The sequence below is a fragment of the Lysobacter luteus genome, from assembly GCF_907164845.1.
GTDB lineage: Bacteria > Pseudomonadota > Gammaproteobacteria > Xanthomonadales > Xanthomonadaceae > Novilysobacter > Novilysobacter luteus.
In genome coordinates, this window is the sequence record NZ_OU015430.1 from 2,559,891 (window position 1) to 2,583,330 (window position 23,440).

The window sequence follows — 23,440 nt, forward strand, 5'->3', positions numbered from 1 at the left end:
GGGGCCGGCGCAGGCCGGCGTCTGACTATCGGGAAAAACGTCGGGTGGGGCGCGGTCAGTCCTGGACCAGCTGCGGGGTACCCAGCCCCAGCCCGGCGATGCGGGTCGACAGCGACGCCACCGCCTGGCGGGCAAGCGGACCCACCCGCAGGCGCCACACCGGCCGGCCGTTGGCGGCACCGTCCTCGAGGCTTGCGCCATCGATGCCGGCGCCGCGCAGCATCGCCAGCGCGCGGTCGGCATTGCCACGCGTCGTGAAGCTGGCGACCTGCAGGACCACGCGCTCGGACGTGGAGCCCGCGCGAGCCGCGGTGGCCGCATCAAGGTCGGTGCTGGCCACCAGGCCGGCGGCGAGCGGCGGGGCGCCCATCGGCGCGGCGGCATCGGCGGGCAGGCTGGCGGGCCGATCGGGCAGCGCCGCCACCAGCGTGTCCATGGTGGTCCTCGGCGCGATGTCGGCCGTGCGGGTGTCGACCGGCGCCGGTACGGGCGCGGCATCGGCACGAAGCGACTGCGCTTCGCCGGGCAGCAGTGCCCTCACCTCGACCCGGCCGGTGCCGGCCCGGGTGATGCCCAGCTTGACCGCCGCGGCATAGCTGAGGTCGATGATCCGGCCCTTGTGGAACGGGCCGCGGTCGTTGACGCGGACAACCACCGAGCGGTTGTTGTCGAGGTTGGTCACGCGCGCGAAGCTGGGCAGCGGCAGGGTCTTGTGCGCGGCGGTGAAGGCGTACATGTCGTACACCTCCATGTTGGAGGTGCGGCGGCCGTGGAACTTCTTGCCGTAGTACGAGGCCAGGCCCTGCTCGACGTAGCCGGCGGCATCGTCCATGACGTGGTAGTTCTTGCCCAGCACGCTGTAGGTCGAGCGGTTGCCGTAGCGCGAGCGCGGCTCGGCGACGACCGCCGGCTCCGGGATCGCGGACACGTCGATGTCCTCGCCCGGCGCGGAATCCTTGATGTGCGGGGCGTACAGGCCACCGGCGGTGTAGTCGCCGCGCTTGGAGGGGTCCTCCTGCGCGGGCGGATACGGCGACGTCGTGGACCCGGTGGCGGGGCTCGCCGGCGGAGCCTTGGCGCCGGCATCGGGCTTGGTCGGCTGGCTTGCGCAGGCGGCGAGCCCGAGCACCAACACGGCGGCCACCAGCCGTCTCATGCGCCGCCGTCGCCCAGCGCGTTGCGTGCGGCGAGCGGGTCGCGGCCGGCGATCGCCTCGGCCAGCTCGTACACCGCCATCGCGTAGTGGCGCGAGTTGTTGTAACGGGTGATCGCGTGGAAGTTGTTGAAGCCGATCCAGTATTCCTTGCCGTCCACGCCGTCGAGGGTGAACAGCGTCGCCTTCGGCGTGCCCGTCACCGGCGTGGCCGGCGTATAGCCGCGCGCGGCCAGCTGCTCGAGCGTGTAGCGAGGCTCCAGGCCGTCGGGGTCGAACGCGACCGCGCCGTCGGCCTTGCGCGCGCGCACCACCACCGGGCCGCCGCGCTCCCAGCCGCCCTTCTCGACGAAGTAATTGGCCACCGAGGCGAACACGTCCGGCAGTGCGTTGAACAGGTCGACCTTGCCGTCACCGTTGCCGTCGACCGCGAAGTCGCGGTAGCTCGATGGCATGAACTGGCCCCAGCCCATCGCGCCGGCGTAGCTGCCCTTCAGCGTGGTGATGTCGAAACCGTTCTCCTTGCCGAGCGCGAACACCTGCGCCAGCTCGTCGCGGAAGAACGCTTCGCGCTGGTTCTCGCGGGCGATCTTGGCCGGCTCGTTGGTGCGCGGATAGGCGAACGCGAGCGTGTACAGCGCGTCGACCACCGGGTAGCTGCCCATGTTGCCGCCGTAGCTGGTTTCCACCCCGAGGATCGAGACGATGATCTCGGCCGGCACGCCGGTGTCGGCCTCGACCTTGGCCAGCGCGTCGCGATGCTGCGCCAGGAACGCCTGTCCGGCGTTGATCCTCGCCTGGGTGATGAAGATCGGCCGGTACGCGCTCCACGGCTTGGCTTCGGCCGGACGCGACATGGCATTGATGATGCTGTCGCGGATTTCGGCCTGGGCCAGGACCTGGGCGATTTCGACCGGGTCGATGCCGTAGCGGGCCGAGGTCGTGCTGATGAACTCGGCCTTGGCGACCTCCAGCGGCTGCGCGGTCGACACCGCAGGCGGCGCCGGCGGCGCGGCAGGCTCGACGGCGGCCGGCTGTTCCGGTTGCGGGGGGGGCGACGGCGGGGTCTGCGTGGCGCAGGCCACCAACGCGAGCGGGAGCGCACAAAGCAGGGCGCGGCTGGCGAGGTTTCGGGTCATCGCCGCGAGGTTAGCACTTGTTCGGAAGGGTCAAAACCGCGTGACGCCGCTGCGCCGGACGTGAGTCAGGTTGTGTTGTCGTTCATGAGCGCCGGTCAGTGTCCGTGCACCGGCCGGTGCGCGCGCACCGCCATGACCACGCCCAACCCGGCCAGCAGCGACACCGCCGACGTACCGCCGTAGCTCAGCAGCGGCATCGGCACCCCGACCACCGGCAGCAGCCCGGCGATCATCCCGCCGTTGACCACCACGTACACACAGAAGGCCAGCCCCAGCGCGCCGGCCACCAGCCGTGAGTAACCATCGCGCGCATCGGCGGCGATCCACAGGCACCGCCCGACCACGAACAGGTACAGGGCCAGCGTCACCGCCACGCCGACCCAGCCGAACTCCTCGCTGAGCACGGCGAAGATGAAGTCGGTGGTGTGCTCCGGGATGTAGTTCAGGTGGGCCTGGGTGCCCTCGCCCCAGCCCTTGCCGGTCAGGCCGCCGCCACCGATCGCGATCTTGCTCTGGATGATGTTCCAACCCGCGCCCAGCGGATCGGACTCGGGGTCCAGGAAGGTCAGGATGCGGTCCTTCTGGTAGGGGCGCAGCAGCCAGAACCAGGCGACCGGTGCGACTGCGGCCACCCCGGCGATCGCCGCGCCGAACCACCACCACGACAGCCCGGCCAGGTACAGCACGAACGCGCCGCTGATGCCGACGAGCATCGCCGTGCCGAAGTCGGGTTGCAGCAGGATCAACCCGGTCGGCACACCGATCAACACCGCGGCAACCAGCACGGTGCCCAGGCGCGGCGGCAGCGGCTGGGTGTTGAGGTACCAGGCGACCATCATCGGCAGGCTCAGCTTGAGCAGCTCCGAGGGCTGGAAATAGAACACGCCCAGGTTGATCCAGTGCGCCCCGTGGCGGCCCTCGCCGACCAGCAGCACCGCGACCAGTGGCAGCAACGAGGCGCCGTAGACCAGCGGGGTCCAGTTGCGCAGCTGGGTCGGCGGCAGGCGCGACAGCCCCCACATCGCCGCCAGTCCGACACCGAAGCGGGCGCCCTGGGCGACCACCAGCGACGTCGACTGGCCGCCGGCGCTGTAGAGCACCGCCAGCCCGATCGCCATCAGCGCGGCAAGCGCGGCCAGCAGTGGCAGGTCGAGCGTGCGTACCAGCCGGAACAGCAGGTCGAGCAGCCAGCGCAGGATGACGTTCATGGCGTGGGGTCTCCCGCTTCCACCGCTTCGCCGTCCGCTGCGCCGGCGCCGGCGCCGGCGCCGGGCAACGGCGGCCGGGCGACGTCGTCGAACCCTTCGGGCATCTTGCCCAGCAGCCAGGCGTCGAACACCGCCCGGGCGATCGGCGCCGCAGCGCTGCCACCGTAACCGCCGTGCTCGACCACGACCGCGACCGCGATCGTCGGGTCTTCGGCCGGCGCGTACCCGATGAACAGCGCGGTGTGCCGCAGGTGGTAGGGCAGTGAGCGCGGGTCGGCGCTGATGTTGCCCTTGCGACTGGAGCGCTGGGCGGTGCCGGTCTTGCCGGCAATCGTGTACGGCGCGCCCGCCCCGGCAGCGCGCGCGGTGCCGCGTGGTCCGTTGACGGTGGCCACCATGCCTTCGTGCACCGCCCGCAGGTGCGCCGGGTTGTCGGTGATCGGTTCACCGGCAATGCCGGGCAATTCACGCCACGGCTCGCGGTAGCCGTCCCGGCGCGCCTCGACCAGGCGGAGCTCGTTCAACCGCCCCCCATTGGCGATCGCGCCGGTCGCGCGCACCAGCTGCAGCGCGGTGGCGATCCAGTACCCCTGTCCGATGCCGGCGATGACCGTCTCCCCCGGGTACCACGGCTCGGTGCTGACCTTGCGCTTGTAATCGCGCGACGGCACCACGCCGCTGTTCTCGCCCAGCAGGTCGATGCCGGTGGGTTCGCCGAAGCCGTAGCGATGCATGTAGCCGGCCAGCTTGTCGATGCCCATGTCGAGCGCGAGCTTGTAGTAGTACGTGTTGACCGACTGCGCGATCGAGTCGCGCAGGTCGGTCCAGCCATGGCCGCCACGGTGCGAGTCGCGGTAGCCGCGGCGCTGTCCGGGGATGAAGAATTCGCCGCTGGAGAAGGTCCGGTCGGACGGTGTGCGCAGCCCGCTGTCCAGTCCCGCGAGCGCCACCATCGGCTTGACCGTCGAACCCGGCGGTCCGCCACCCAGCACGTTGCGGTTGTACAGCGGCCGCGAGGGGTTGTTGAGCAGCGCGTCGTAGTCGGCCTGCGAGATGCCGTTGACGAACAGGTTGGTGTCGTAGGACGGCTTGCTGACCATCGCCAGCACCTGCCCGTCGCGCGGATCGATCGCCACCGCCGACCCGTCGGCCTCGCCGAACGCGGCCACCATCGCCCGCTGCAGGTCGAGGTCGATCGACAGCCGCAGGTCGGCGCCGGGGGTTGCGGGCACCCGGCCCACCAGCCCCATCGGCCGGCCTTCGACATTGGTCTCGACCTTCTCGAAACCGATCCGCCCGCGCAGCACGTCCTCGTAGGAGCGCTCCAGGCCCGTCTTGCCGGTATGGCTGAAGTTTGCGATGTCGTCGCCCATCGCCTTCACGTCCTCGGCGTCGACCCGTGAGACGTAACCGATCACGTGGGCGAAGAGTTCACCGTGGAGGTAACGACGATTGAGGTAGGAGACGATCTCCACGCCCGGGTAGCGCCAGCGGTCGACCGCAAAGCGCGCGGCCTCCTCCGGGGTGATGCGCATCTTCAGCGGGACCGGCTTGAAGCTGCGGGTCGCCGTGCGCGCCTCGTGGAACGCGGCGATCTCCTCCGGCGTCAGCGCGATGATGCGCGACAGTGCCGGCAGCCACTGGTCCGGGTCGCCGGCCTCGTTCATCGTGACCTCGAGCCGGAACGCCGGCACGTTGTCGGCCAGGATCCGGCCGTCGCGGTCGTAGATCAGGCCACGCCCCGGCACCACCGGCACCAGCTTGACGCGGTTCTGCTCGGAGCGGGTGGCGTAGTCCTCGTACTGCCAGACCTGCAGGCGGAAGTACCACAGCGCCAGCCCGGCCAGTGCCACCACCACGCCGAGGAAGGCGAGCATGGCGCGGCGCCGGAACTGCCCTGCCTCGGCCGCGGTGTTCTTGAGCAGGCGGCGCGGTCGACGCACCTCAGCGCCTCCGCCAGTGGCCCAGGCGCAGTGCGTCCAGCAGCACGAACACCGGCGGCCACAGCAGCATGCCGGTCAGCGGTGCCAGCCAGAACATGGTCGGCAACGGCTGGATGCCCAGCGCGATGTGCAGGCCGGCGGTCACGATGCGGTCGTTCAACAGCAGGCCGCCGATCGCCAGCGCCTGCTGCGACATCGGGAAGAAGCGGATCCGGGCACGGAAGCGCTGCAGGATGAAGGCCATCACCACCAGCCGCAGCGCCTGCTCGCCCAGCAGGCTGCCGAACACCAGGTCTGCCAGCACGCCGACGATGAAGGCGAAGCCCAGGCCGGCGCGGTCGGGATCCTCGATCACCCAGTAGGCGACCACCAGCGCCAGCCAGTACGGCCGCAGCGGCAGCAGCGAGGCGGGCAGCGGCAACAGGCCGAGCAGCAGCGCGACCACCACGCTGGCGGGCAACAGCCAGGCTTTGCGCTGGCGTGTCACGGGCGGGCACCTTCGGCCGGCGGCGCCTGGGCCGCAGGTGTTGCGTCGGGCGGCGTTGCGTCGGTCGGCGCCGCTTCGGTCGGCGATGCGTCGTCCGGCGATGCTTCGGCGGCGGGCGACGACGCTTCCGCCGCTTCCAGTGGGGGCGCCGGCACGCTGCGCAGCAGCAGCACGTCGCGGCCACGGTCGAGGCTGGCGGCCGGCCGCACCTCGCCCACCAGGAACGCGCGGCTGTCGTCGGGCTTCAGCGAGACGATCGTCCCGACCGGGAAGCCCGCAGGGAACCGCCCGCCCAGGCCCGAGGTGACCAGCCGGTCGCCGACCTTGATGTCGGTCGACAGCGGGATGCCGGGCAGGCTCAGCATGTCGGCGCGGCCGTTACCGTAGGCCACCAGCCGCACGCCGCTGCGCGTCACCGCGACCGGCACCGCGTGCGATGGGTCGGTCAGCAGCAGCACGGTGGCGTGCATCGGCCGGGATTCGATCACCTGGCCAACCAGGCCGCCGGCGTCGATCACGCTCTGCCCGACCTGCACGCCGTGGCTGCCGCCGGCGTCCAGCACGAGCCGCTGGCGGGTCGGGTCGAGGTCGATGTCGAGGATCGGCGCCAGCTGTACGTCGAGGTTGCCGCGCCGGGCGGCGCCCAGCAGTCCGCGCAGGCGTTCGTTGTCGACCGCCAGCGTCTGCAGGCGTGTGATCCGGGCGCTGTTGAGCAGCAGCTCGTTGCGCAGCCGCTCGTTCTCCTCGGTCAGCTGCGCCAGCGTGCCGGCGTCGTCGTACAGGGTGCGGGCCATCTGCCCGGGCCAGCCGGCCACCATCCACAACGGCTGCACCAGCAGCGATACCTGTTGCCGGGCCTGGTTGAGCCAGCCGCCGCGGTGGTCCAGCACCACCAGCACCAGCGCCAGGCTCAGGTACGCCAGCAGCCGCAGGGTGCCGGCGACATCGCCGCCGCGGTTGGGCGTGGTGGGACCGGCGTAACTGGGCACGGTCAGGGTTCCCCGGTTACAGCGATTATTCCGGCGCGAAGAACTCGTTGCCGTGCATGTCCACCAGTTCCAGCGCGCGGCCACCACCGCGGGCGACGCAGGTCAGCGGGTCGTCGGCGACCTGGACGTGCAGGCCGGTCTCCTCGCTGATCAGCCGGTCCAGGTCGCGCAGCATCGCGCCGCCACCGGTGAGCACGATGCCGCGCTCGGCGACGTCCGCGCCCAGCTCCGGCGGGGTCTGCTCGAGCGCCAGCTTGATCGCGGTAACGATGCCGGCCAGCGGCTCACGCAGCGCCTCCAGCACCTCGTTGGCGGTGATCGTGATCATCTTCGGCACGCCTTCCGCCAGGTTGCGGCCGGTCACTTCCATGCTGCCGTTGTCTTCCTGCGGATAGGCGCAGCCGAGCTGCATCTTGACCCGCTCGGCGGTCGCCTCGCCGATCAGGGTGCCGTAGGTGCGGCGCACGTAGGCGATGATCGACTCGTCGAAGCGGTCGCCACCGATCCGGACCGAGGCCGAGTAGACGATGCCGTTGAGCGCGATCACCGCGACCTCGGTGGTGCCACCGCCGATGTCGACCACCATCGAGCCGCGCGCCTCGGTGACCGGCATGCCGGCGCCGATCGCCGCGGCCATCGGCTCCTCGATCAGGTAGACCTCGCGCGCGCCGGCCTCCTCGGCCGATTCCTTGATCGCGCGGCGCTCGACCTGGGTCGAACCACACGGCACGCACACCAGCACCCGCGGGCTCGGCCGCAGGAAGCGGCTCTTGTGCACCTTGCGGATGAAGTGCTTGAGCATCTCCTCGGTGTAGGTGAAGTCGGCGATGACGCCGTCCTTCATCGGCCGGATCGTGGTGATGTGCCCCGGGGTGCGGCCCAGCATCTGCTTGGCCTCGGTGCCGACCGCGGCGACCGAGCGGTTGCCGCCGATCAGGCGGTCCTGCCGGACGGCGACCACCGACGGCTCGTTCAGGACGATTCCCTGCCCGCGGACATAGATCAGGGTGTTGGCCGTGCCCAGGTCGATGGACAGGTCATTGGAGAACATGCCGCGAAACTTCTTGAACATCGTCGAATGGGCCGTGGGAAGGATGCCGGGAGCGATCGGCTAGCCTAGCAACGCCCCCCCGCCCGGGCAACAGAAAAACGGCCGCGGCCGGGCACCTTCTGCCCCGTGCCGTCGCCCACGCGACGCCCGTCACAGCTTGCCGCGCTGGCCGTCGGGAGCCCCGGCCGGTAACCTAGCCGGCGACGCCGCCCGGCCTCCCCCTCCCGCGCGCCCCGCGCCCGACCCGCATGTGCCCGCCCGACCCGGCCGGCTCAACCCCGGAGTGTGAATACCGATGTCTGCCCTGATCTGCGGCTCGCTGGCCTACGACACCATCATGGTGTTCCAGGACCAGTTCAAGAACCACATCCTGCCGGACAAGGTGCACATCCTGAACGTCTCGTTCCTGGTGCCGCGGATGCGGCGCGAGTTCGGTGGCTGCGCGGGCAACATCGCCTACAACCTCAAGTTGCTGGGCGCCGACCCGATTCCGATGGCGACCGTCGGCCAGGATTTCGGACCCTATCGCGAGTGGTTCGTCAGCAAGGGCATCCGCCTGGACCAGGTGCGCGAGCTGCCCGAGCTGTTCACCGCCCAGGCGTTCATCACCACCGACCTGGACAACAACCAGATCATCGCCTTCCATCCGGGCGCGATGATGGAAAGCCACCGCAACCACGTGCGCGAGGTCGAGGGCGTCAGCTTCGGCATCGTTGCCCCGGACGGCCGCGAGGCGATGCTGCAGAACGCGACCGAGTTCGCCGAGGCCGGCATCCCCTTCATCTTCGATCCCGGCCAGGCGATGCCGCTGTTCAATGGCGAGGAGTTCCGCCACTTCATCGAGCAGGCCGACTACGTGGTCGTCAACGACTACGAATCCAACCTGCTGCAGGAGCGCACCGGCTGGGACGAGGCGCAGATCGCCTCGCGGGTGAAGGCCTACATCACCACGCGCGGGCCGCGCGGTTCGGAGATCCACACCGGCGGCGAGACCATCGCGATCCCGCCGGCGCGCGAGCGCCAGATCGTCGACCCGACCGGGTGCGGCGACGCCTACCGCGCCGGCCTGATGTTCGGCCTGATGCGCGGCGACGACCTCGCCACCAGCGGCCGCATGGCGTCGCTGATGGGTGCGCTCAAGGTCGAGCATCCCGGCACCCAGAACCAGCAGTTCGACTACGCCACGTTCGCCGCGCAGTACAAGGAACAGTTCGGCCACGCGATCTGACCGTGTGGCGCGGGGCTACATCACCTGGGCCAGGTGCAGCATCCGCGGCCGGGCCAGCTGCTCGAACTCCGCGTAGGGCATCTTCACCAGGTCGGTGTGGGTGCCCGCATTGAACGCGATCTGCTCTTCGCCCGACAGGCGCGTGTCGGCGTACACCGGCATGCCGTAGAGGTTGCCGAACGGCGGCATCGCGCCGACCTCGCAGTCAGGGAACGCATCGCGGAACTCGGACTCGCTCGCCAGTTCGACCGACGCGCCATCCAGCGCGCGCGACAGCCGCGCGAGATCGGTGCGGTACGCGGCCGGCATCACCACCATCGCCAGTGCGCCGTCCACCTTGACCATCACGGTCTTGGCGAAGTGGCGGCTGCCGATCTGTGCCGCGTTGGCGGTTTCCTGGGCGGTGATGGTGCGGGCGTGGGTGAGGGTTTCGTACGGGACGTGGCGCTCGTCGAGGAAGTGGTGCAGGCGTGGCGCAAGCATGGCAGCGGCCTCCGCAGGCGGGAATTCGAGCCTACGCCGGCGAGGGTGTCGCTGCGTGATGGAAACCGCAGCAGCGGGTTAAGGCGCGATCGGAATCGATACTGCGGGTATCTTCCGATCGCGGCTGAAGCCGCTCCTACAGGGCGCAGCGTCAGTTCCAGTCGGGCAGCTTCGAGGGCTCAAGGCCGCCGACCTCGAACACCGCTGTGCGGGTGCCGCCGGCCTTGGCCGGGAACTCGACCGACAGTGTGGTGGCCTGGCCGGCGAGCTTCCACAACGCGGCCTCGTCCTCGATGAACATGGCGATCGCCTCGTCGGTGTCGGGCCGGCTCGCGGCCATCCGCCGCGGCTCGCCATCATCGACGGTAACGCCCACACGGCATCCGCCGTAACAGTCGAAGTCGCCCGCTTCGAGCGTCAGGTAGGCGCTGTCGCCCCATTCGGGGTGGTCACGGAAGATCAGCCGGACCGGGCGTGGCGTGGCGCCGTCGGTCTCGACGTTCTCCTTCGCGTAGATCGCCGCGGACAGCTGCTGCTTCGCGCCGACCGGTTCGCTCTGGTACGCCCACAGCGCCTCCATCCGCGCCGCTTCGCTCTGCTCGATCGCCTTTTCCGACGCTTCGGCGTGCTGCGCCTGGATGCGGGCGGCGGCCTCGCTGTTGGGGTACTCGGCCACGAGCACGTCACCGTGGGCCTTGGCCAGGCTCCAGTTGCCGGCGGCGAACTGCTCGTCGAACTGCTGCGCCATGGCGTCGGCCGCCTTTTCCTGCGCGGCGGCCTGCGCCGCACGCTGCGCCTCCGGATCGGCGGCGGGCTGGCAGGCGGCAAGCGCCAGCGCGGCAGACAGCAACGTGACCTGGATCTTCATCGGGCAGGTTTCCTCGGAGATGGGCAGGGCCATTGTCTCTCGACGGAGGCGTCGTTGGCGTAGGAGCGACGTGAGTCGCGACCCACTGGCAACCGTGTCGCGGCGTGGAGCGCGTTGTCGCGGTCGCGCGATCATGACCTCGCGTTGAACGCGGCGTGGAACAGGGGTCGGCGAATCGCGTCTCACGTCGCTCCTACAAGAGCACGGAACCGCTCGGGGTCAAACGCCGGGGCGCATGAACAACGCGGCCGCCCGGAGGCGGCCGCGTGGTGGTGCAGGCAGCGGGATCAATCGGCCTGGGTAGTGGTTGCTTCACCCTTGGCCTTGGCGATCACCGCGTCGACCGAGCCGGTGGTGATCGGGTGGTAGCCGGCGCGTGCGTCGGACAGGACCTTCTCGGCCAGCGCCAGGCCTTCCGGCGTTTTCACCAGGGCGTCGTAGGTCGGCATGATCAGCTTGCGGCGGCCGACACGCTGCAGGAACTCGGCAATTTCCTCGTTGGCCTCGCCGTAACCGCTGCGCACGGCCAGCGGGTACCAGCGCTGGGCGATCTCACCGTTCGCCGTGCCGGTAAAGGCATACGCCTTGTCGAGCGCGGCCAGGCGGTCGACCGGCAGCGTCTCGGGCATGCCCTCGACGAAGTGCACCCACTCCTGCGTTGTCCACGCGTCGGTGACGGACGTGGCCGGCAGTTCGCCGCCGTCCAGCCACGCCTTGCGCGCGGTGTCGACGGCATCGAAGCGCGGCGAGCTGACCTCCGGCGCCGAGTCCGGGATGCCGGGCTCATAGATCCACTGCTCCAGCTCGGCCTCGGTCACCTTGCCGGGGTGCTTGGCCAGCAGGTTGTCCTTCGCGTAATCGATGAAGGTCTGGCTGTCGATGCCCTGGAAGGCGAAGTGGTCGAAGTAGCCGCGCAGGAACGGGTCGAACACGTCGCGGCCGAAACGCTGCTCCAGGAACGACAGGAACCATGCGCCCTTGTCGTACGCGACCTCGCTGCCGTCGGCGTCCACCGCGGGCTCCACGCCCGGACGGATCGCCAGCGACTGCGCCGCGTCCGACATCTCTTCGATGCCCTCGCGCAGCGCGTTGCGGGCGATCGCGGTCTCCATGTCGGCGCGCTCCTTGCCGTACAGCGCCTCGACGATGCGGTTCTCGACGTAGCTGGTCACGCCCTCGTTGAGCCAGCCGTGGTTGGGCGTGACGAAGGTGACCAGGTTGCCCGACCAGCTGTGCGCCAGCTCGTGTGCGATCAGCGAGACCAGCGACTTGTCGCCGACGATCACGGTCGGGGTGATGAAGCTCAGGCGCGGGTTCTCCATGCCTCCGTACGGGAACGACGGCGGCAGCACCAGCATGTCGTAGCGGCCCCAGCGGTACGGGCCGTACAGCTCCTCGGTGACCTCGATCATCTTCTCGGTGTCGGCGAACTCGGCGGAAGCCTTCTCGACCATCGCCGGCTCGGCCCACACGCCACTGCGCTCGCTGATCGGTTCGAACACGAGGTCGCCGGCCGCGATCGCCAGCAGGTACGACGGGATCGGCTGCGGCATCTCGAAGCGGTAGTCGCCGTCACGGGCTGCGTCCGGGTCGTTGTCGGCGCTCATCAGCACCATCACGTCCTCGGGGCTGGTCACGTGTGCGGTGTAGGTGAAGCGTACCTGCGGCGTGTCCTGCAACGGCACCCACGAACGCGCGTGGATCTGCTGCGACTGGCTGAACATGAAGGGCTGCTCGCCACCTTCCGTCATCGCCGGGGTCAGCCACTGCAGGCCGGACGCCTGCGGTGCGGTGCGGTAGGTGACGCGAATGCGCTCACTGCGCTGCGGCGCCTCGATCGTCAGCTTGCTGCCCAGCGGTGGCTGCGCGTCGGCCAGGGTGTACTCGAGATCCGCCCACTTGCCGTCCGCACGCTCGCCTACGACCTTTTCGATGGTCAGGTCACGGGTATCGAGCACCAGCTGCGTCGCTTCCGGATCGACCCAGTCGAGCGTGTAGGTCGCACTGCCCGACAACTGCTTCTGCTCGAAGTCCACTGCAAGCGCCAGCGCGAGGTCCTCGATACGGACCTTGCCCGGCTCGGCGTAGGAATGCTGGTCGAAGTGCGCGGCGGGGGCGGTGGCTGCCGGGGTGCCTTCCGGCGTGGCGGCGCTGTCGGCGGGCGGCGCGGCATCGCGCGCGCAGCCGGCCAGCGCGGTGGCGCCAACCAGGCACAAAGTCATGATCGAAGAACGCATGTCGGACCCACGGTTACAGGTGAGCCGTCGAGTGTAGCGCCGCCGCGACGGGCCGGCGAAGTGCCGCGTCTGGCGGTGTCGTCAGGCCTTGTAGCCGGTGTGGATAGCGACGATGCCGCCCGACAGGTTGCGGTAGCCGGCGCGCGCGAACCCGGCCGCGCCCATCATCGCCTTCAGCTCGTCCTGCGGCGGGTGCTTGCGGATGCTCTCGGCGAGGTACTGGTAGCTGTCGGCGTCACCCGCGAACAGCTTCCCCAGCCGCGGCAGCACCTTGAACGAATGGAAGTCGTAGATCGGCTTGAACCAGTCCTGCGTCACGTCGGAGAACTCCAGCACCCGCGCCTGCCCGCCGACCTTGAGCACGCGGTGCATCTCGCGCAACGCGGCGTCCTTGTCGGTGACGTTGCGCAGGCCGAACGCGATCGTGACCAGGTCGAAGCTGGCATCCGGGAACGGCAGCGCCTCGGCGTTCATCTGTACGTACTCGAAGCCCGCGACCTTGCCGCGGTCCACCATGCGGTCGCGCCCGACCCGCAGCATGTCGCCATTGATGTCACCCAGCACGATCGAGCCGGTATCGCCGACGCGATCCTTGAGCAGCAGCGCGATGTCGCCGGTGCCGCCGGCCAGGTCGAGCACCCGGTCGCCGCGGCGCACCTGGGCGGTGGCGACGAAGTAGCGCTTCCAGACCCGGTGGATGCCCAGCGACATCAGGTCGTTCATCAGGTCGTAGCTGCCCGCGACCGAGGAGAATACCTGCCCGACCAGCTTCTGCTTGTCCCCGGTGGGGACGTCGCGGAAGCCGAAGTGGGTGGTGGCGGGCTGGTCGTTGCGCGGGGTCTGGTCGCTCATGTGGCGATTATCGCACCGGATCGCGGGTATTCCCGAAGGGTCGGGATCGGCGTGGGCAGGCCTGCCACGTGAACCGCTCCCCGGTCGCGGCTGAAGCCGCTCCTACGGGAATTTCGCCGACCGGTCAGAGGATGTACCGGCTCAGATCCGGGTCCTCCACGAGCTCGCCCAAGTGCTCGTCGACATAGGCGCGGTCGATCGTGACCGACTCGCCGCCGCGGTCCGGCGCGGCGTAGCTCAGCGCGTCGAGCAGTCGCTCGAGCACGGTGTGCAAGCGGCGCGCGCCGATGTTTTCCTGGCGCTCGTTGACGGTGGCGGCGATCTCGGCAATACGCTCGACCGCATCATCGGTGAAGCGCAGCCCGACGCCTTCGGTGCGCAGCAGCTCCACGTACTGGGTCGTGAGTGCGGCCTTCGGCTCGGTGAGGATGCGGACGAAGTCGTCCTTGCTCAGCGCGCCCAGTTCCACCCGGATCGGGAAGCGGCCCTGCAGCTCTGGGATCAGGTCGCTCGGCTTGGCGAGGTGGAACGCGCCCGACGCAATGAAGAGGATGTGGTCGGTCTTGATCGACCCGTACTTGGTCGACACGGTCGAGCCTTCCACCAGCGGCAGCAGGTCGCGCTGCACGCCTTCGCGACTGACATCGCCACCGCCGACGTTCTCGCCGCGCTTGGCGACCTTGTCGATCTCGTCGATGAAGACGATGCCGTGCTGCTCGCAGGCCTCGATCGCGGCTTCGCGCACGTCGTCCTCGTTGACCAGCTTGCCGGCCTCTTCCTCGATCAGCTGCGGGCGCGCGGCCTTGATCGTCATCGTGCGCTTATGGGTCTTGCCGCCGGCCACCTGCGAGAACATCTGCCGCAGTTGCTGGCCCATCTCCTCCATGCCCGGCGGGGCCATGATGTCGACGCCGACGTTGACCGCGGTCTCGATCTCGATCTCGCGCTCGTCGAGCTCGCCGGCGCGCAGCTGGCGGCGCAGCTTGAGACGGGTCTCGGATTCGCGCGCGGACGGCTCGGCGCCGATGTCGACGGTGGTGGTGGCCTGCCCGGCGGCGCCGAAGCCGAAGCCGGTCGGCGCATGCTCACGGCCCGGCAGCAGCGCATCGAGGATGCGGTCTTCGGCGCGCTCCTCGGCCTGGGTGCGGACCTTCTGCTTGGCCTGCTCGCGGTACAGCTTGACCGCGGTGTCGGCGAGGTCACGGATGATCTGCTCGACGTCCTTGCCGACGTAGCCGACCTCGGTAAAGCGGGTCGCCTCGACCTTGACGAACGGCGCGTTGGCCAGCGTCGCCAGCCGGCGCGCGATCTCGGTCTTGCCGACGCCGGTGGGGCCGATCATCAGGATGTTCTTGGGCATGACCTCGTTGCGCAGCTCGTCATCGAGCTGGGCACGGCGCCAGCGGTTGCGCAGCGCGATCGCAACCGCGCGCTTGGCGTCCTGCTGGCCGACGATGTGGGTGTCGAGCGCCTGCACGATCTCGCGCGGGGTCATGGTGGCGTTGGAGGTGTCGGGTGTTTTGGCCATGGGATCAGAGCTCTTCGACGACGACGTTGCCGTTGGTGTAGATGCAGACCTCGCCGGCGATTCGGATCGCCTCGGTTGCCATGGTCTTCGCGTCCAGTTGCGTGTGCGCCATCAGCGCGCGCGCGGCCGACAGCGCATACATGCCGCCGGAGCCGATCGCGATGATGCCGTCGTCGGGCTCGATCACGTCGCCGGTGCCGCTGATGACCAGCGAGGTCTCGCGGTCGGCCACGGCAAGCAACGCCTCGAGCTTCCCGAGCCGGCGTTCGGTGCGCCAGTCCTTGGCCATCTCGACCGCAGCGCGGGTCAGCTGGCCGTGCTTGGACAGCTTGGCCTCGAACAGCTCGAACAGGGTGAAAGCATCGGCCGCGGCGCCGGCAAACCCGGCGATCACCTGCCCGTCCTTGCCGAGCCGGCGGATCTTGCGCGCGTTGGCCTTCATCACCGTGTTGCCGAGGGTCACCTGGCCGTCGCCGGCGACCGCGACGCGGCCGTCGCGCCGCACCGAGACGATCGTGGTGGCGTGGAAGACGTGGGGGTTGTGGATGGGGTCCATGCGGGCCTCCGGTGGTCGAACCCCATGGATGGGGATGGCCGATGCGGCTCGCAAGTGGGGCATCCGCCGTGTGCGGAGTGCCGTTGCAGGAGCGGCTTCAGCCGCGATCGTGGAACCGGCGCGGGGCGGACGACTGCCGGATCGTGGCTCAAGCCACTCCTACGGCAGCTCGGATCGGACCGTCAGCTCTTCCGCTTCGCCCTTGGATGCGCCGCGTCGTAGACCTTCGCCAGGTGCTGGTAATCCAGGTGCGTGTAAATCTGGGTGGTCGCGATGTCCGCGTGGCCGAGCAGCTCCTGCACCCCGCGCAGGTCGCCCGACGACTCGAGGATGTGGCTGGCGAAGCTGTGCCGCAGCAGGTGCGGATGCACGCGCTTGAACAGGCCCTGCCGCTGGGCCAGCTGGCGCAACCGGTACTGCACCGCGCGCGGGGTGATCGGCCCGTTGCGGCCGGGGAATACCGGCGCGTCCGCCGTCGCCCCGTTCGATGCCCGCCATTCGGCCAGCGCCCGGCGCGCGTGCGAACCGATCGGTACGCTGCGCTGCCTGGCGCCCTTGCCGAACACCGTCACCAGCCCGTCGTCGAGCGCGAGGTCGCGCCAGCGCAGGCCGCACAGCTCCGACAGGCGCAGCCCGGACGAATAGAACAACTCCAGCAGTGCGCGGTCGCGCAGGCCGAGCGGGACGTCGGTCGGCACCTCGACCAGCGCCGCGGCCTCGTCGGGGTCGAGCACCTGCGGCAGCTTGCGCGGGGCCTTTGGTCCGCGGATGCCGGCCGCCGGGCTGGCCGCGATACGGCCCTGCTTCAGCAGCCAGGCATAGAAGCTGCGGCAGGCCGACAACCGCCGCTGCAGGCTCTTGGGCGAGAGCCCGCGCCGGTGTTCGGCGGCGACGAAGCCACGGAGCTGTTCGGACTGCAACGACGACACGTCGTCCCCGTGGCTGTCGGCCCACTGCGACAGTGCGGCCAGGTCGCGCCGATACGCATCGAGCGTGTGCGCCGAGACCCGCCGTTCGACGGCGAGGTGCGCGAGGAAATCCTCAACCGGCGTGGTCACGGCCTTCAAACCGCGCGAGCCCCGTCGCCAGCGACTCGCCCATCATCCGCAGGAACAGCGTTCCCATGCCCGGGAAAAACCGGTTCGGCTCACTGCTGCCTACCGCCACCAGGCCCACGCCCGGCAACGGCAGCAGCGCCGTCGACTGCACCTGCCCGGCCTGCTCGCCGTAGAGGAACGCGTGCTTGTCGGGCTGCAGCCGCCCGCACAGCGGTTCGCCATCGGACAGACAGTCGCGGAAAGGCGCCAGCCGCGTGTCATCCGCGTCGATCACCTGCAGCCATTCGGCGTCCTCCAGGCCGTCGACCGGGTGGAACAACACCAGACGCACCCGGTCGCCGTTGAAGTCCTCCGCCAGGCTCGCGGCCATCGCCTGCACGGTGCCGGCGGCGCTGTCCTGGCGCATGAGCGCGAGCGACAACTGGTGCGTGCGCACCGCCAGCCGCTCGTTCTCCTGCGCGTTGCCGAACAGCTCGTGCAGGCGCCGGTTGAGCTCGCGGTTCTTGTCGCGCAGGACTTCCAGCTGGTAGCTCGCCAGCGACGACGCCTTGCCCTCCTCGCGCGGCACCACCAACGTCAGTGCCAGGTCGGGGAACTGCTGCAGGAACGACGGGTGGCGACGCAGCCAGGCAGCGACTTCGTGCGCGCCGAGCTTCTCGGTGGTGGCAGTCATGCGATCCATTCTCCTTCGAACACGAATTCCGCCGGCCCGGTCATCGTGACCATGGCCGCATCGTCGGCCCAGCCGATCCGCAGCGTGCCGCCCGGCAGTGCGACCTCGACCTCGCGGTCGACCTTGCCGCGACGCATCATCACCACCGCCGCCGCGCATGCACCGCTGCCGCAGGCGAGCGTCTCGCCGACGCCGCGCTCGTGTACGCGCAGGCGGATGCGGTCGCGCGACTCGACCCGGGCAAAGCCGACGTTGACCGATTCCGGGAACGCCACGTGGCCCTGCAGCAGCCGCGCCATCGACTCGACCGCGGCGGTGGCGACGTCGTCCACCTCAACCACCGCATGCGGATTACCCATCGACACCGCGCCGAACCCGACGATCGAGCCGCCGGTGGCGAGCACGTAGGGATCGCGTGGCCCGTCGAAACCCTGCAGCGGGACGCGCGCCGGCTCGAACGCCGGCACGCCCATCTCGACCCGGTAGCCGTCGGGCAGGCGCTCCACCGCGTGGCTGCCGGCCGGGCTGTCGATGGTGAACCGGTTGCCGGCGGCGGCACCGTCACGCACCAGCCAGGCCGCGACGCAGCGCGCACCGTTGCCGCACTGCTGCGACGAGGAGCCGTCCGCGTTCCAGATCCGGTAGCTGGCCACCGAGCCCGCCGCGCGCGGCGCCTCGATGGTGAGGATCTGGTCGCAACCCACGCCGGTATGGCGGTCCGCCATGGCGCGGCACAGCACCGCCGACGGGGGGGTGGCATCGGACCGCAGGTCGAGCACGACGAAATCGTTGCCCGCCCCGTGCATCTTGCTGAATCGCAGGCCCGCGGCGGGTTCAACCATTGCCGTCGGCGTCGTCCCCGCCATCGGCGGCGGGCACGGTGGCCGGGTCGATCGGAATGGGATCGAGTGCGGGATCGACGGCGGGCTCCTCGGCCGGCATCGTGTCCGGGACGTCGGTCTCAACCGGGACGGTATCGGCCGGGGTCACCGGCGCTTCCTCCTCGGCGGGTCCTGGCATCACCAGCGGTCCCTTGTTTCCGCAGCCGGCCAGGGCCAGCGGCAGCGCGATCAGTAGCAGGGCGTGTCGTGCGTTCATCGCCGCAGTGTATCCGCGGCACCGCGCACTGCGAAGCTCATCCGGCCGGCGGTCCCGGCCGCGTCCACAGCCACGCCCCGACCACCGCCATCACGCCGATGCCGACCGCCGCCATCCACGCGTGCGGCGCCGCAACCAGCAGCACCGCCGAGCACACCGCCATCGCCGCCACCGCGAAGCGCTTGGCCCGGCGCGACACCGCGCCGTGGCGCTGCCAGTCCCGGATCATCGGGCCGAACTGCCGGTGCGCCAGCAGCCAGCCATGCAGCCGCTTCGAGCCACGCGCGGCGGCGTAGGCCGACAGCAGGATGAACGGCACCGTCGGCAGCCCCGGCAGCGCAACCCCCAGCAGGCCGAGCCCGAGGCTGGCCCACGCCAGCAGCCACCAGGCCCAGCGCAGGCGGGACGGTGGCGGCGTGGCGGCGGGATCGGTCATCCCGCCATTGTAGGAGTGCTCAGCGCGCGGGCTCGGCCACGTCCAGCCGGTCGAGCATGAACGCGTACATCTCGGCCTGCTCGCGGTAACGCCGGAACCGCCCGGACTTGCCGCCGTGGCCGGCGTCCATGTTGGTGCGGAACAGCACCGGCTCGCTGCCGGTATTCAGGTCGCGCAGGCGGGCGACGTACTTGGCCGGCTCCCAGTACTGGACCTGCGAATCCCACAGGCCGGTGCCGACGAAGGTCGCCGGGTACGCCTGCCGGGACAGGTTGTCGTACGGCGAGTAGCCGAGCATGTACTCGTAGGACTCGACGCTGGTTTCGGGATTGCCCCACTCGTCGTACTCGTTGGTGGTCAGCGGGATGCTGGCGTCGAGCATGGTGGTGACCACGTCGACGAACGGCACCTGCGACAGGATCACGTCGTAGGTCTGCGGCGACATGTTGGCGATGGCGCCCATCAGCAGGCCGCCGGCACTGCCGCCGTAAGCGGCCACGCGGTCCGGGGCGGCGTAGCCCTGCTCGACCAGGTACCTGGTGACGTCGATGAAGTCGGTGAAGGTGTTGTTCTTGTTGAGCAGCTTGCCGGCGTCGTACCACTTGCGCCCCATCTCCTGGCCGCCGCGGATGTGCGCGAGCGCGTAGACCATGCCGCGGTCGAGCAGGCTTACCACTGAGAGATTGAAGTTGGGATCGGTGGAGCTGCCGTAGCTGCCGTAGGCGTACTGCAGCATCGCCGCGCTGCCGTCCTTCTCGAAGCCGTTGCGGTAGACCAGCGTGACCGGCACGCGGGTGCCGTCGCGCGCGGTCGCCCACAGCCGCTCGGTGGTGTACTTCGACGGGTCGTAGCCGATCACCGGCTGCTGCTTGAGCTGGCGGCGCTCGCCGGTCTTCGTGTTGAGCTCGTAGGTGGTCGCCGGGGTTGTCAGCGAGGTATAGCTGTAGCGCAACCAGTCGGTGTCGGGTTCGGAATTGACCGACAGGCCCATCGAGTAGGCCGGTTCATCGGCCTTGACGTACTCGGCGCTGGCGTCGGGCTGGCCGACCTCACCGCGAAGCAGGCGCAGGCGCTCCAGGCCGCCGGAGCGTTCGGCCACCGCGGTGAATCCGTCGAACAGCTCGTAGCCATCGATGAACACGTCCTCGTCGTGCGCGATCCATTCCTGCCACTGCGCCCGCGAGGTGGCATCGCTCGGCGCGGTCATCAGCTTGAAGTTCTCCGCACCATCGGCGTTGGTGCGGATCACCCAGCGGCCGTTGTGGTGGTCGGCGTCGTACTCGACATCGCGCTCGCGCGGGGCCAGCACGGTGAACTCGCGCGGGTCGGCGGCCGGCGCGCAGCGCGACTCGCTCGAGACCGTGCTTTCCACGCCGATGCAGATGTAACGGTCATCGCGGGTGCGGCCGATGCCCATGTAGAAGCTGTCGTCGTGCTCCTCGTAGACCAGCTCGTCGGCGCTGGCCGGCGTGCCGAGCACGTGCTTCTTCACCCGTACGGTGAGGAGGGTCTCCGGGTCGTTCTCGACGTAGAAGATGGTGCGGTTGTCATCGGCCCAGACGATGTTGGCCGATACGCCGCGGATCACGTCGTCGAGCACTTCGCCCGTCTCGATCTCCTTGACGCGGATGACGTACTGGCGGCGGCCGACGTCGTCCTCGGCCCACGCCAGCAGGCGGTTGTCCTGGCTGACTTCCCAGTCGCCGACGTTGAAGTAGTCCTTGCCCGCGGCCATCGTGTTGACGTCCAGCAGCACCTGCTCGGCGGCGTCCATCGACCCCAGGCGGCGGGCGTAGACCGGGTAGTCCTGGCCGGTCTCGAAGCGGCTGTAGTACCACCAGCCGCGTTCGCGGTACGGCACCGAGCTGTCGTCCTGCTTGATGCGCCCGACGATCTCCTCGTACAGGCGGTCCTCGAGCGGCTTCAGGCGCGCCATGTACGCGTCGGCGTAGGCGTTCTCGGCGTTGAGGTAGGCCAGCATCGCCGGGTCCTTGCGGTCGTCGTCGCGCAACCAGTAGTACTCGTCCTGGCGCTCGGCCCCGTGCGGCGCCTTGACCACGTGCGGACGCTTCTCGACGTCGGGCGGTTCGGGCAGGTCCTGGGCAAGGGTCGGGGTCGAAAGGGTCATCAGTGCGGCCAGCAGCAGGGTGGGCTTCATGGGATGGGGTCCGGGGATAGAAAGCGCAACAGGTGGGTGGTGCCGCGAATTGCCTCGTCGTAGGAGCGACGTGAGTCGCGACCCGCCTAGGGTTGGAGCGATGTACAGGTCGCGACTCACGTCGCTCCTACAGCGGAACTGGAACGGGCCGGCGATGTGCCGGCCCGTCGTTTGCTTCAATCGTTCAACTGGTTCCACAGGAAGGTGAAGGCCAGTGCGCTCATGTGCGCGGCCTGCTTGTTGTTGGCCGAACCGCCGTGGCCGCCCTCGATGTTCTCGTAGTAGCGCACGTCCTCGCCGCCCTCGAGCATCTTCGCCATCATCTTGCGGGCGTGGCCGGGGTGGACGCGGTCGTCGCGGGTGGAGGTCATGAACAGCGTCGGCGGGTAGTCCTTGCCCGGCGTGTACAGGTGGTACGGGGAGAAAGTCTGGATGAAGACCCACTCCTCCGGCTTGTCCGGGTTGCCGTACTCGGCCATCCACGACGCGCCGGCCAGCAGCTTGTGGTAACGCTGCATGTCCAGCAGCGGCACCTGCACGACGATCGCACCGAACAGCTCCGGGTACTGGGTCAGCATGTTGCCCATCAGCAGGCCACCGTTGCTGCCGCCCTGGATGCCGAGCTTGTCAGCCGAGGTGATCCTGCGCGCCACCAGGTCCTTCGCCACCGCGGCGAAGTCCTCGTAGGCCTTGTGGCGGTTCTGCTTCAGCGCGGCCTGGTGCCAGCGCGGGCCGTACTCGCCGCCGCCGCGGATGTTGGCGACCGCGTAGACGCCACCCTTCTCCAGCCAGCCCTTGCCGACGCTGCCCGAGTAGCCCGGCGTCATCGAGATCTCGAAGCCGCCGTAGCCGTACAGCAGGGTCGGGGTGCTGCCGTCGAGCGCGAGGCCCTTCGGCTTGACGATGAAGTACGGCACGCGGGTGCCGTCCTTGCTGGTGGCGAAGAACTGGTCGACCTCGTGGGTGCTGGCGTCGAAGAACACCGGCATGGTCTTGAGCACCTGCGGCGCCTGGCCGACCTCGGCGATGGCTAGCGTGGCCGGGCTGAGATAGCCGTCGGCATGCACCCACACGGCATCACTGTGGTCGGGGTCGACCGCGCTCACCGAAACGCTGCCCTCGGGCTGGCCGGCAAAATCGCTGCGCGCCCAGTCGCCGCTTCCGTCGGCCGGCGGGGTCAGCACCCGCAGGTCGTTCTTGACGTCCTCCAGCACGTTGAGCACGAGGTGGTTGGCGGTGGCGGTGACGCCGGCCAGCGAGGTGGTGTCGGTCGGCTCGAACAGCACGGTGAAGTCGCGGCCGCCCGCCATGAAGGCGTCGAAGTTGGCGGCGACCAGGCTGCCGGCCGGGAAGGTCCTGCCACCGGCTTCGTACGGCTCGCGCAGTTCCAGTACCAGCCAGTCCTTGTGCACCGACTTGTTGGCCGAGTTGGGCGCATCGATCCGGCTCAGCGCGCCGCCTTCGCCGACGAGGTACAGCTCGTCGTTGTAGAACGCCAGCGTGCGGCTGACGAAGTCGCGCTCGTAGCCCGGCGTGTGGTCGTGCATCGCCGCGATGTACATGTCGTCCGGCTTGCCCTCGTACACCACCTCGGCCTCGGCCATCGGCGTGCCGCGGGTCCAGCGCTTGACGATGCGCGGGTAGCCGGACTCGGTCATCGTGCCGTCGCCGAAGTCGGTGTAGACGTAGACGTTGTCGCGGTCGATCCAGCCCAGCCCGCCCTTGGCCTCGTCGCGGACGAAGCCACCGTCGACCCAGTCCTTGGCCGCCAGGTCGAACTCACGGGTCACGTCGGCATCGGCACCGCCGCGCGACAGCGCGACCAGGCACCGCTGGTATTCCGGCGGCAGGCAGTCGGCACCGTGCCAGACCCAGTTCTCGCCCTCGGCCTTGTTGAGCGCGTCGAGGTCGATCACCGTCTCCCACTCGGGGGCGTCGGTGCGGTACGACTCGAGCGTGGTGCGGCGCCAGAGGCCGCGCTCGTGCTGCGCGTCCTTCCAGAAGTTGTAGTAGTGGTCGCCGATCTTGGAGACGTAGGGGATCTTGGCGTCGGAATCGAGGATCGCGCGGATCTGCGACTCGAGCTGGCGGAACTCCGCCGTGTCGGCGAGCTCGGCCTCGGTGACGGCGTTGCGCGCCTTGACCCAATCGAGGGCCTTCTCGCCTTCAACGTCCTCGAGCCAGATGTAGGGGTCGGTCACGGTGGCCTCCTGGGCGTGGGCGGCACCCGTGGCCATGGCAAGGCCGGTGATCAGGGCGGCCTGGCAGGCCTGCGACAGCGTGGACATGGGCGCT

Annotated in this window: 21 protein-coding genes; 1 reads left to right on the forward strand and 20 read right to left on the reverse strand. The window is 69.6% G+C overall.

Annotated elements, in window-relative coordinates:
* Positions 1–55: 55 nt before the first annotated feature.
* From KOD61_RS12050 to KOD61_RS12080, 7 genes are all read right to left on the reverse strand, one after another.
* Positions 56–1,156, reverse strand: a complete 1,101-nt coding sequence (locus KOD61_RS12050; protein WP_215218899.1) for a septal ring lytic transglycosylase RlpA family protein — start codon at positions 1,154–1,156, stop codon at positions 56–58.
* Entirely contained in the window at positions 1,153–2,292 is a 1,140-nt protein-coding gene (gene mltB, locus KOD61_RS12055; protein ID WP_215218900.1) for a lytic murein transglycosylase B, read from the reverse strand. The genes KOD61_RS12050 and mltB overlap by 4 nt, the downstream gene beginning before the upstream one ends.
* Positions 2,293–2,387: 95 nt before the next feature.
* Entirely contained in the window at positions 2,388–3,500 is a 1,113-nt protein-coding gene (gene rodA, locus KOD61_RS12060) for a rod shape-determining protein RodA (RefSeq protein ID WP_215218901.1), read from the reverse strand.
* Entirely contained in the window at positions 3,497–5,443 is a 1,947-nt protein-coding gene (gene mrdA, locus KOD61_RS12065) for a penicillin-binding protein 2 (protein WP_251370595.1), read from the reverse strand. Before mrdA ends, rodA begins: the two co-directional genes overlap by 4 nt.
* Before the next feature lies 1 nt (position 5,444).
* A complete protein-coding gene (gene mreD / locus KOD61_RS12070; protein WP_215218902.1) occupies positions 5,445–5,930 on the reverse strand; it encodes a rod shape-determining protein MreD in 486 nt (161 codons plus the stop codon).
* Positions 5,927–6,919 (reverse strand): rod shape-determining protein MreC, encoded by a 993-nt coding sequence (mreC, locus tag KOD61_RS12075; RefSeq protein WP_215218903.1) that lies wholly within the window; start codon positions 6,917–6,919, stop codon positions 5,927–5,929. Before mreC ends, mreD begins: the two co-directional genes overlap by 4 nt.
* A gap of 25 nt (positions 6,920–6,944) precedes the next feature.
* Positions 6,945–7,991 carry a rod shape-determining protein gene (locus KOD61_RS12080; RefSeq protein ID WP_215218904.1) on the reverse strand — a complete coding sequence of 349 codons (1,047 nt, stop codon included), beginning with the start codon at positions 7,989–7,991 and terminating at the stop codon, positions 6,945–6,947.
* A 274-nt stretch (positions 7,992–8,265) separates the two neighbouring features.
* On the opposite strand from KOD61_RS12080, the gene KOD61_RS12085 reads away from it, so the two are divergent.
* The gene (locus tag KOD61_RS12085) at positions 8,266–9,198 is read left to right on the forward strand and encodes a carbohydrate kinase family protein (RefSeq protein WP_215218905.1); all 933 of its coding nucleotides are present in this window, start codon (positions 8,266–8,268) and stop codon (positions 9,196–9,198) included.
* Between the two features lie 15 nt (positions 9,199–9,213).
* Here the strand turns inward: KOD61_RS12085 and KOD61_RS12090 are convergent, their stop codons facing one another.
* From KOD61_RS12090 to KOD61_RS12150, 13 genes are all read right to left on the reverse strand, one after another.
* Positions 9,214–9,681 (reverse strand): aminoacyl-tRNA deacylase, encoded by a 468-nt coding sequence (locus KOD61_RS12090; RefSeq protein ID WP_215218906.1) that lies wholly within the window; start codon positions 9,679–9,681, stop codon positions 9,214–9,216.
* A 151-nt stretch (positions 9,682–9,832) separates the two neighbouring features.
* On the reverse strand, positions 9,833–10,549 hold the full coding sequence (locus tag KOD61_RS12095) for a hypothetical protein (RefSeq protein ID WP_215220404.1): 717 nt from the start codon (positions 10,547–10,549) through the stop codon (positions 9,833–9,835).
* Positions 10,550–10,836: 287 nt separating this feature from the next.
* Positions 10,837–12,786 carry a M1 family metallopeptidase gene (locus KOD61_RS12100; RefSeq protein WP_215218907.1) on the reverse strand — a complete coding sequence of 650 codons (1,950 nt, stop codon included), beginning with the start codon at positions 12,784–12,786 and terminating at the stop codon, positions 10,837–10,839.
* Positions 12,787–12,867: 81 nt separating this feature from the next.
* Positions 12,868–13,638 carry a bifunctional demethylmenaquinone methyltransferase/2-methoxy-6-polyprenyl-1,4-benzoquinol methylase UbiE gene (ubiE, locus tag KOD61_RS12105; RefSeq protein WP_215218908.1) on the reverse strand — a complete coding sequence of 257 codons (771 nt, stop codon included), beginning with the start codon at positions 13,636–13,638 and terminating at the stop codon, positions 12,868–12,870.
* 124 nt (positions 13,639–13,762) lie between these two features.
* Positions 13,763–15,166 (reverse strand): ATP-dependent protease ATPase subunit HslU, encoded by a 1,404-nt coding sequence (hslU, locus tag KOD61_RS12110; RefSeq protein ID WP_215218909.1) that lies wholly within the window; start codon positions 15,164–15,166, stop codon positions 13,763–13,765.
* Positions 15,167–15,170: 4 nt separating this feature from the next.
* The gene (gene hslV / locus KOD61_RS12115; protein ID WP_215218910.1) at positions 15,171–15,722 is read right to left on the reverse strand and encodes an ATP-dependent protease subunit HslV; all 552 of its coding nucleotides are present in this window, start codon (positions 15,720–15,722) and stop codon (positions 15,171–15,173) included.
* A 182-nt stretch (positions 15,723–15,904) separates the two neighbouring features.
* Positions 15,905–16,780, reverse strand: a complete 876-nt coding sequence (xerC, locus tag KOD61_RS12120; protein WP_407074545.1) for a tyrosine recombinase XerC — start codon at positions 16,778–16,780, stop codon at positions 15,905–15,907.
* Positions 16,764–17,453 (reverse strand): DUF484 family protein, encoded by a 690-nt coding sequence (locus KOD61_RS12125; protein ID WP_215218912.1) that lies wholly within the window; start codon positions 17,451–17,453, stop codon positions 16,764–16,766. The genes xerC and KOD61_RS12125 overlap by 17 nt, the downstream gene beginning before the upstream one ends.
* Complete coding sequence (dapF, locus tag KOD61_RS12130) at positions 17,450–18,295, reverse strand: diaminopimelate epimerase (protein ID WP_215218913.1); 846 nt, start codon at positions 18,293–18,295, stop codon at positions 17,450–17,452. The genes KOD61_RS12125 and dapF overlap by 4 nt, the downstream gene beginning before the upstream one ends.
* Positions 18,288–18,551 (reverse strand): LPS translocon maturation chaperone LptM, encoded by a 264-nt coding sequence (lptM, locus tag KOD61_RS12135; RefSeq protein WP_215218914.1) that lies wholly within the window; start codon positions 18,549–18,551, stop codon positions 18,288–18,290. Before lptM ends, dapF begins: the two co-directional genes overlap by 8 nt.
* A 37-nt stretch (positions 18,552–18,588) precedes the next feature.
* Positions 18,589–18,987 (reverse strand): YbaN family protein, encoded by a 399-nt coding sequence (locus KOD61_RS12140; protein ID WP_215218915.1) that lies wholly within the window; start codon positions 18,985–18,987, stop codon positions 18,589–18,591.
* Between the two features lie 19 nt (positions 18,988–19,006).
* Positions 19,007–21,145: a S9 family peptidase gene (locus KOD61_RS12145; protein WP_215218916.1), complete on the reverse strand. Its 2,139-nt coding sequence runs from the start codon at positions 21,143–21,145 to the stop codon at positions 19,007–19,009.
* Between the two features lie 176 nt (positions 21,146–21,321).
* Entirely contained in the window at positions 21,322–23,433 is a 2,112-nt protein-coding gene (locus tag KOD61_RS12150) for a prolyl oligopeptidase family serine peptidase (RefSeq protein WP_215218917.1), read from the reverse strand.
* Positions 23,434–23,440: the final 7 nt, after the last annotated feature.

Excerpts from the sequence above, each read along its gene's own strand:
- KOD61_RS12050 (WP_215218899.1), bottom strand. The coding sequence starts at position 1,156 with ATGAGACGGCTGGTGGCCGCCGTGTTGGTGCTCGGGCTCGCCGCCTGC.
- mltB (WP_215218900.1), bottom strand. The coding sequence starts at position 2,292 with ATGACCCGAAACCTCGCCAGCCGCGCCCTGCTTTGTGCGCTCCCGCTC.
- rodA (WP_215218901.1), bottom strand. The coding sequence starts at position 3,500 with ATGAACGTCATCCTGCGCTGGCTGCTCGACCTGCTGTTCCGGCTGGTA.
- KOD61_RS12080 (WP_215218904.1), bottom strand. The coding sequence starts at position 7,991 with ATGTTCAAGAAGTTTCGCGGCATGTTCTCCAATGACCTGTCCATCGAC.
- KOD61_RS12085 (WP_215218905.1), top strand. The coding sequence starts at position 8,266 with ATGTCTGCCCTGATCTGCGGCTCGCTGGCCTACGACACCATCATGGTG.
- KOD61_RS12090 (WP_215218906.1), bottom strand. The coding sequence starts at position 9,681 with ATGCTTGCGCCACGCCTGCACCACTTCCTCGACGAGCGCCACGTCCCG.
- KOD61_RS12095 (WP_215220404.1), bottom strand. The coding sequence starts at position 10,549 with ATGAAGATCCAGGTCACGTTGCTGTCTGCCGCGCTGGCGCTTGCCGCC.
- KOD61_RS12100 (WP_215218907.1), bottom strand. The coding sequence starts at position 12,786 with ATGCGTTCTTCGATCATGACTTTGTGCCTGGTTGGCGCCACCGCGCTG.
- ubiE (WP_215218908.1), bottom strand. The coding sequence starts at position 13,638 with ATGAGCGACCAGACCCCGCGCAACGACCAGCCCGCCACCACCCACTTC.
- hslU (WP_215218909.1), bottom strand. The coding sequence starts at position 15,166 with ATGGCCAAAACACCCGACACCTCCAACGCCACCATGACCCCGCGCGAG.
- hslV (WP_215218910.1), bottom strand. The coding sequence starts at position 15,722 with ATGGACCCCATCCACAACCCCCACGTCTTCCACGCCACCACGATCGTC.
- KOD61_RS12125 (WP_215218912.1), bottom strand. The coding sequence starts at position 17,453 with ATGACTGCCACCACCGAGAAGCTCGGCGCGCACGAAGTCGCTGCCTGG.
- dapF (WP_215218913.1), bottom strand. The coding sequence starts at position 18,295 with ATGGTTGAACCCGCCGCGGGCCTGCGATTCAGCAAGATGCACGGGGCG.
- lptM (WP_215218914.1), bottom strand. The coding sequence starts at position 18,551 with ATGAACGCACGACACGCCCTGCTACTGATCGCGCTGCCGCTGGCCCTG.
- KOD61_RS12140 (WP_215218915.1), bottom strand. The coding sequence starts at position 18,987 with ATGACCGATCCCGCCGCCACGCCGCCACCGTCCCGCCTGCGCTGGGCC.
- KOD61_RS12145 (WP_215218916.1), bottom strand. The coding sequence starts at position 21,145 with ATGAAGCCCACCCTGCTGCTGGCCGCACTGATGACCCTTTCGACCCCG.
- KOD61_RS12150 (WP_215218917.1), bottom strand. The coding sequence starts at position 23,433 with ATGTCCACGCTGTCGCAGGCCTGCCAGGCCGCCCTGATCACCGGCCTT.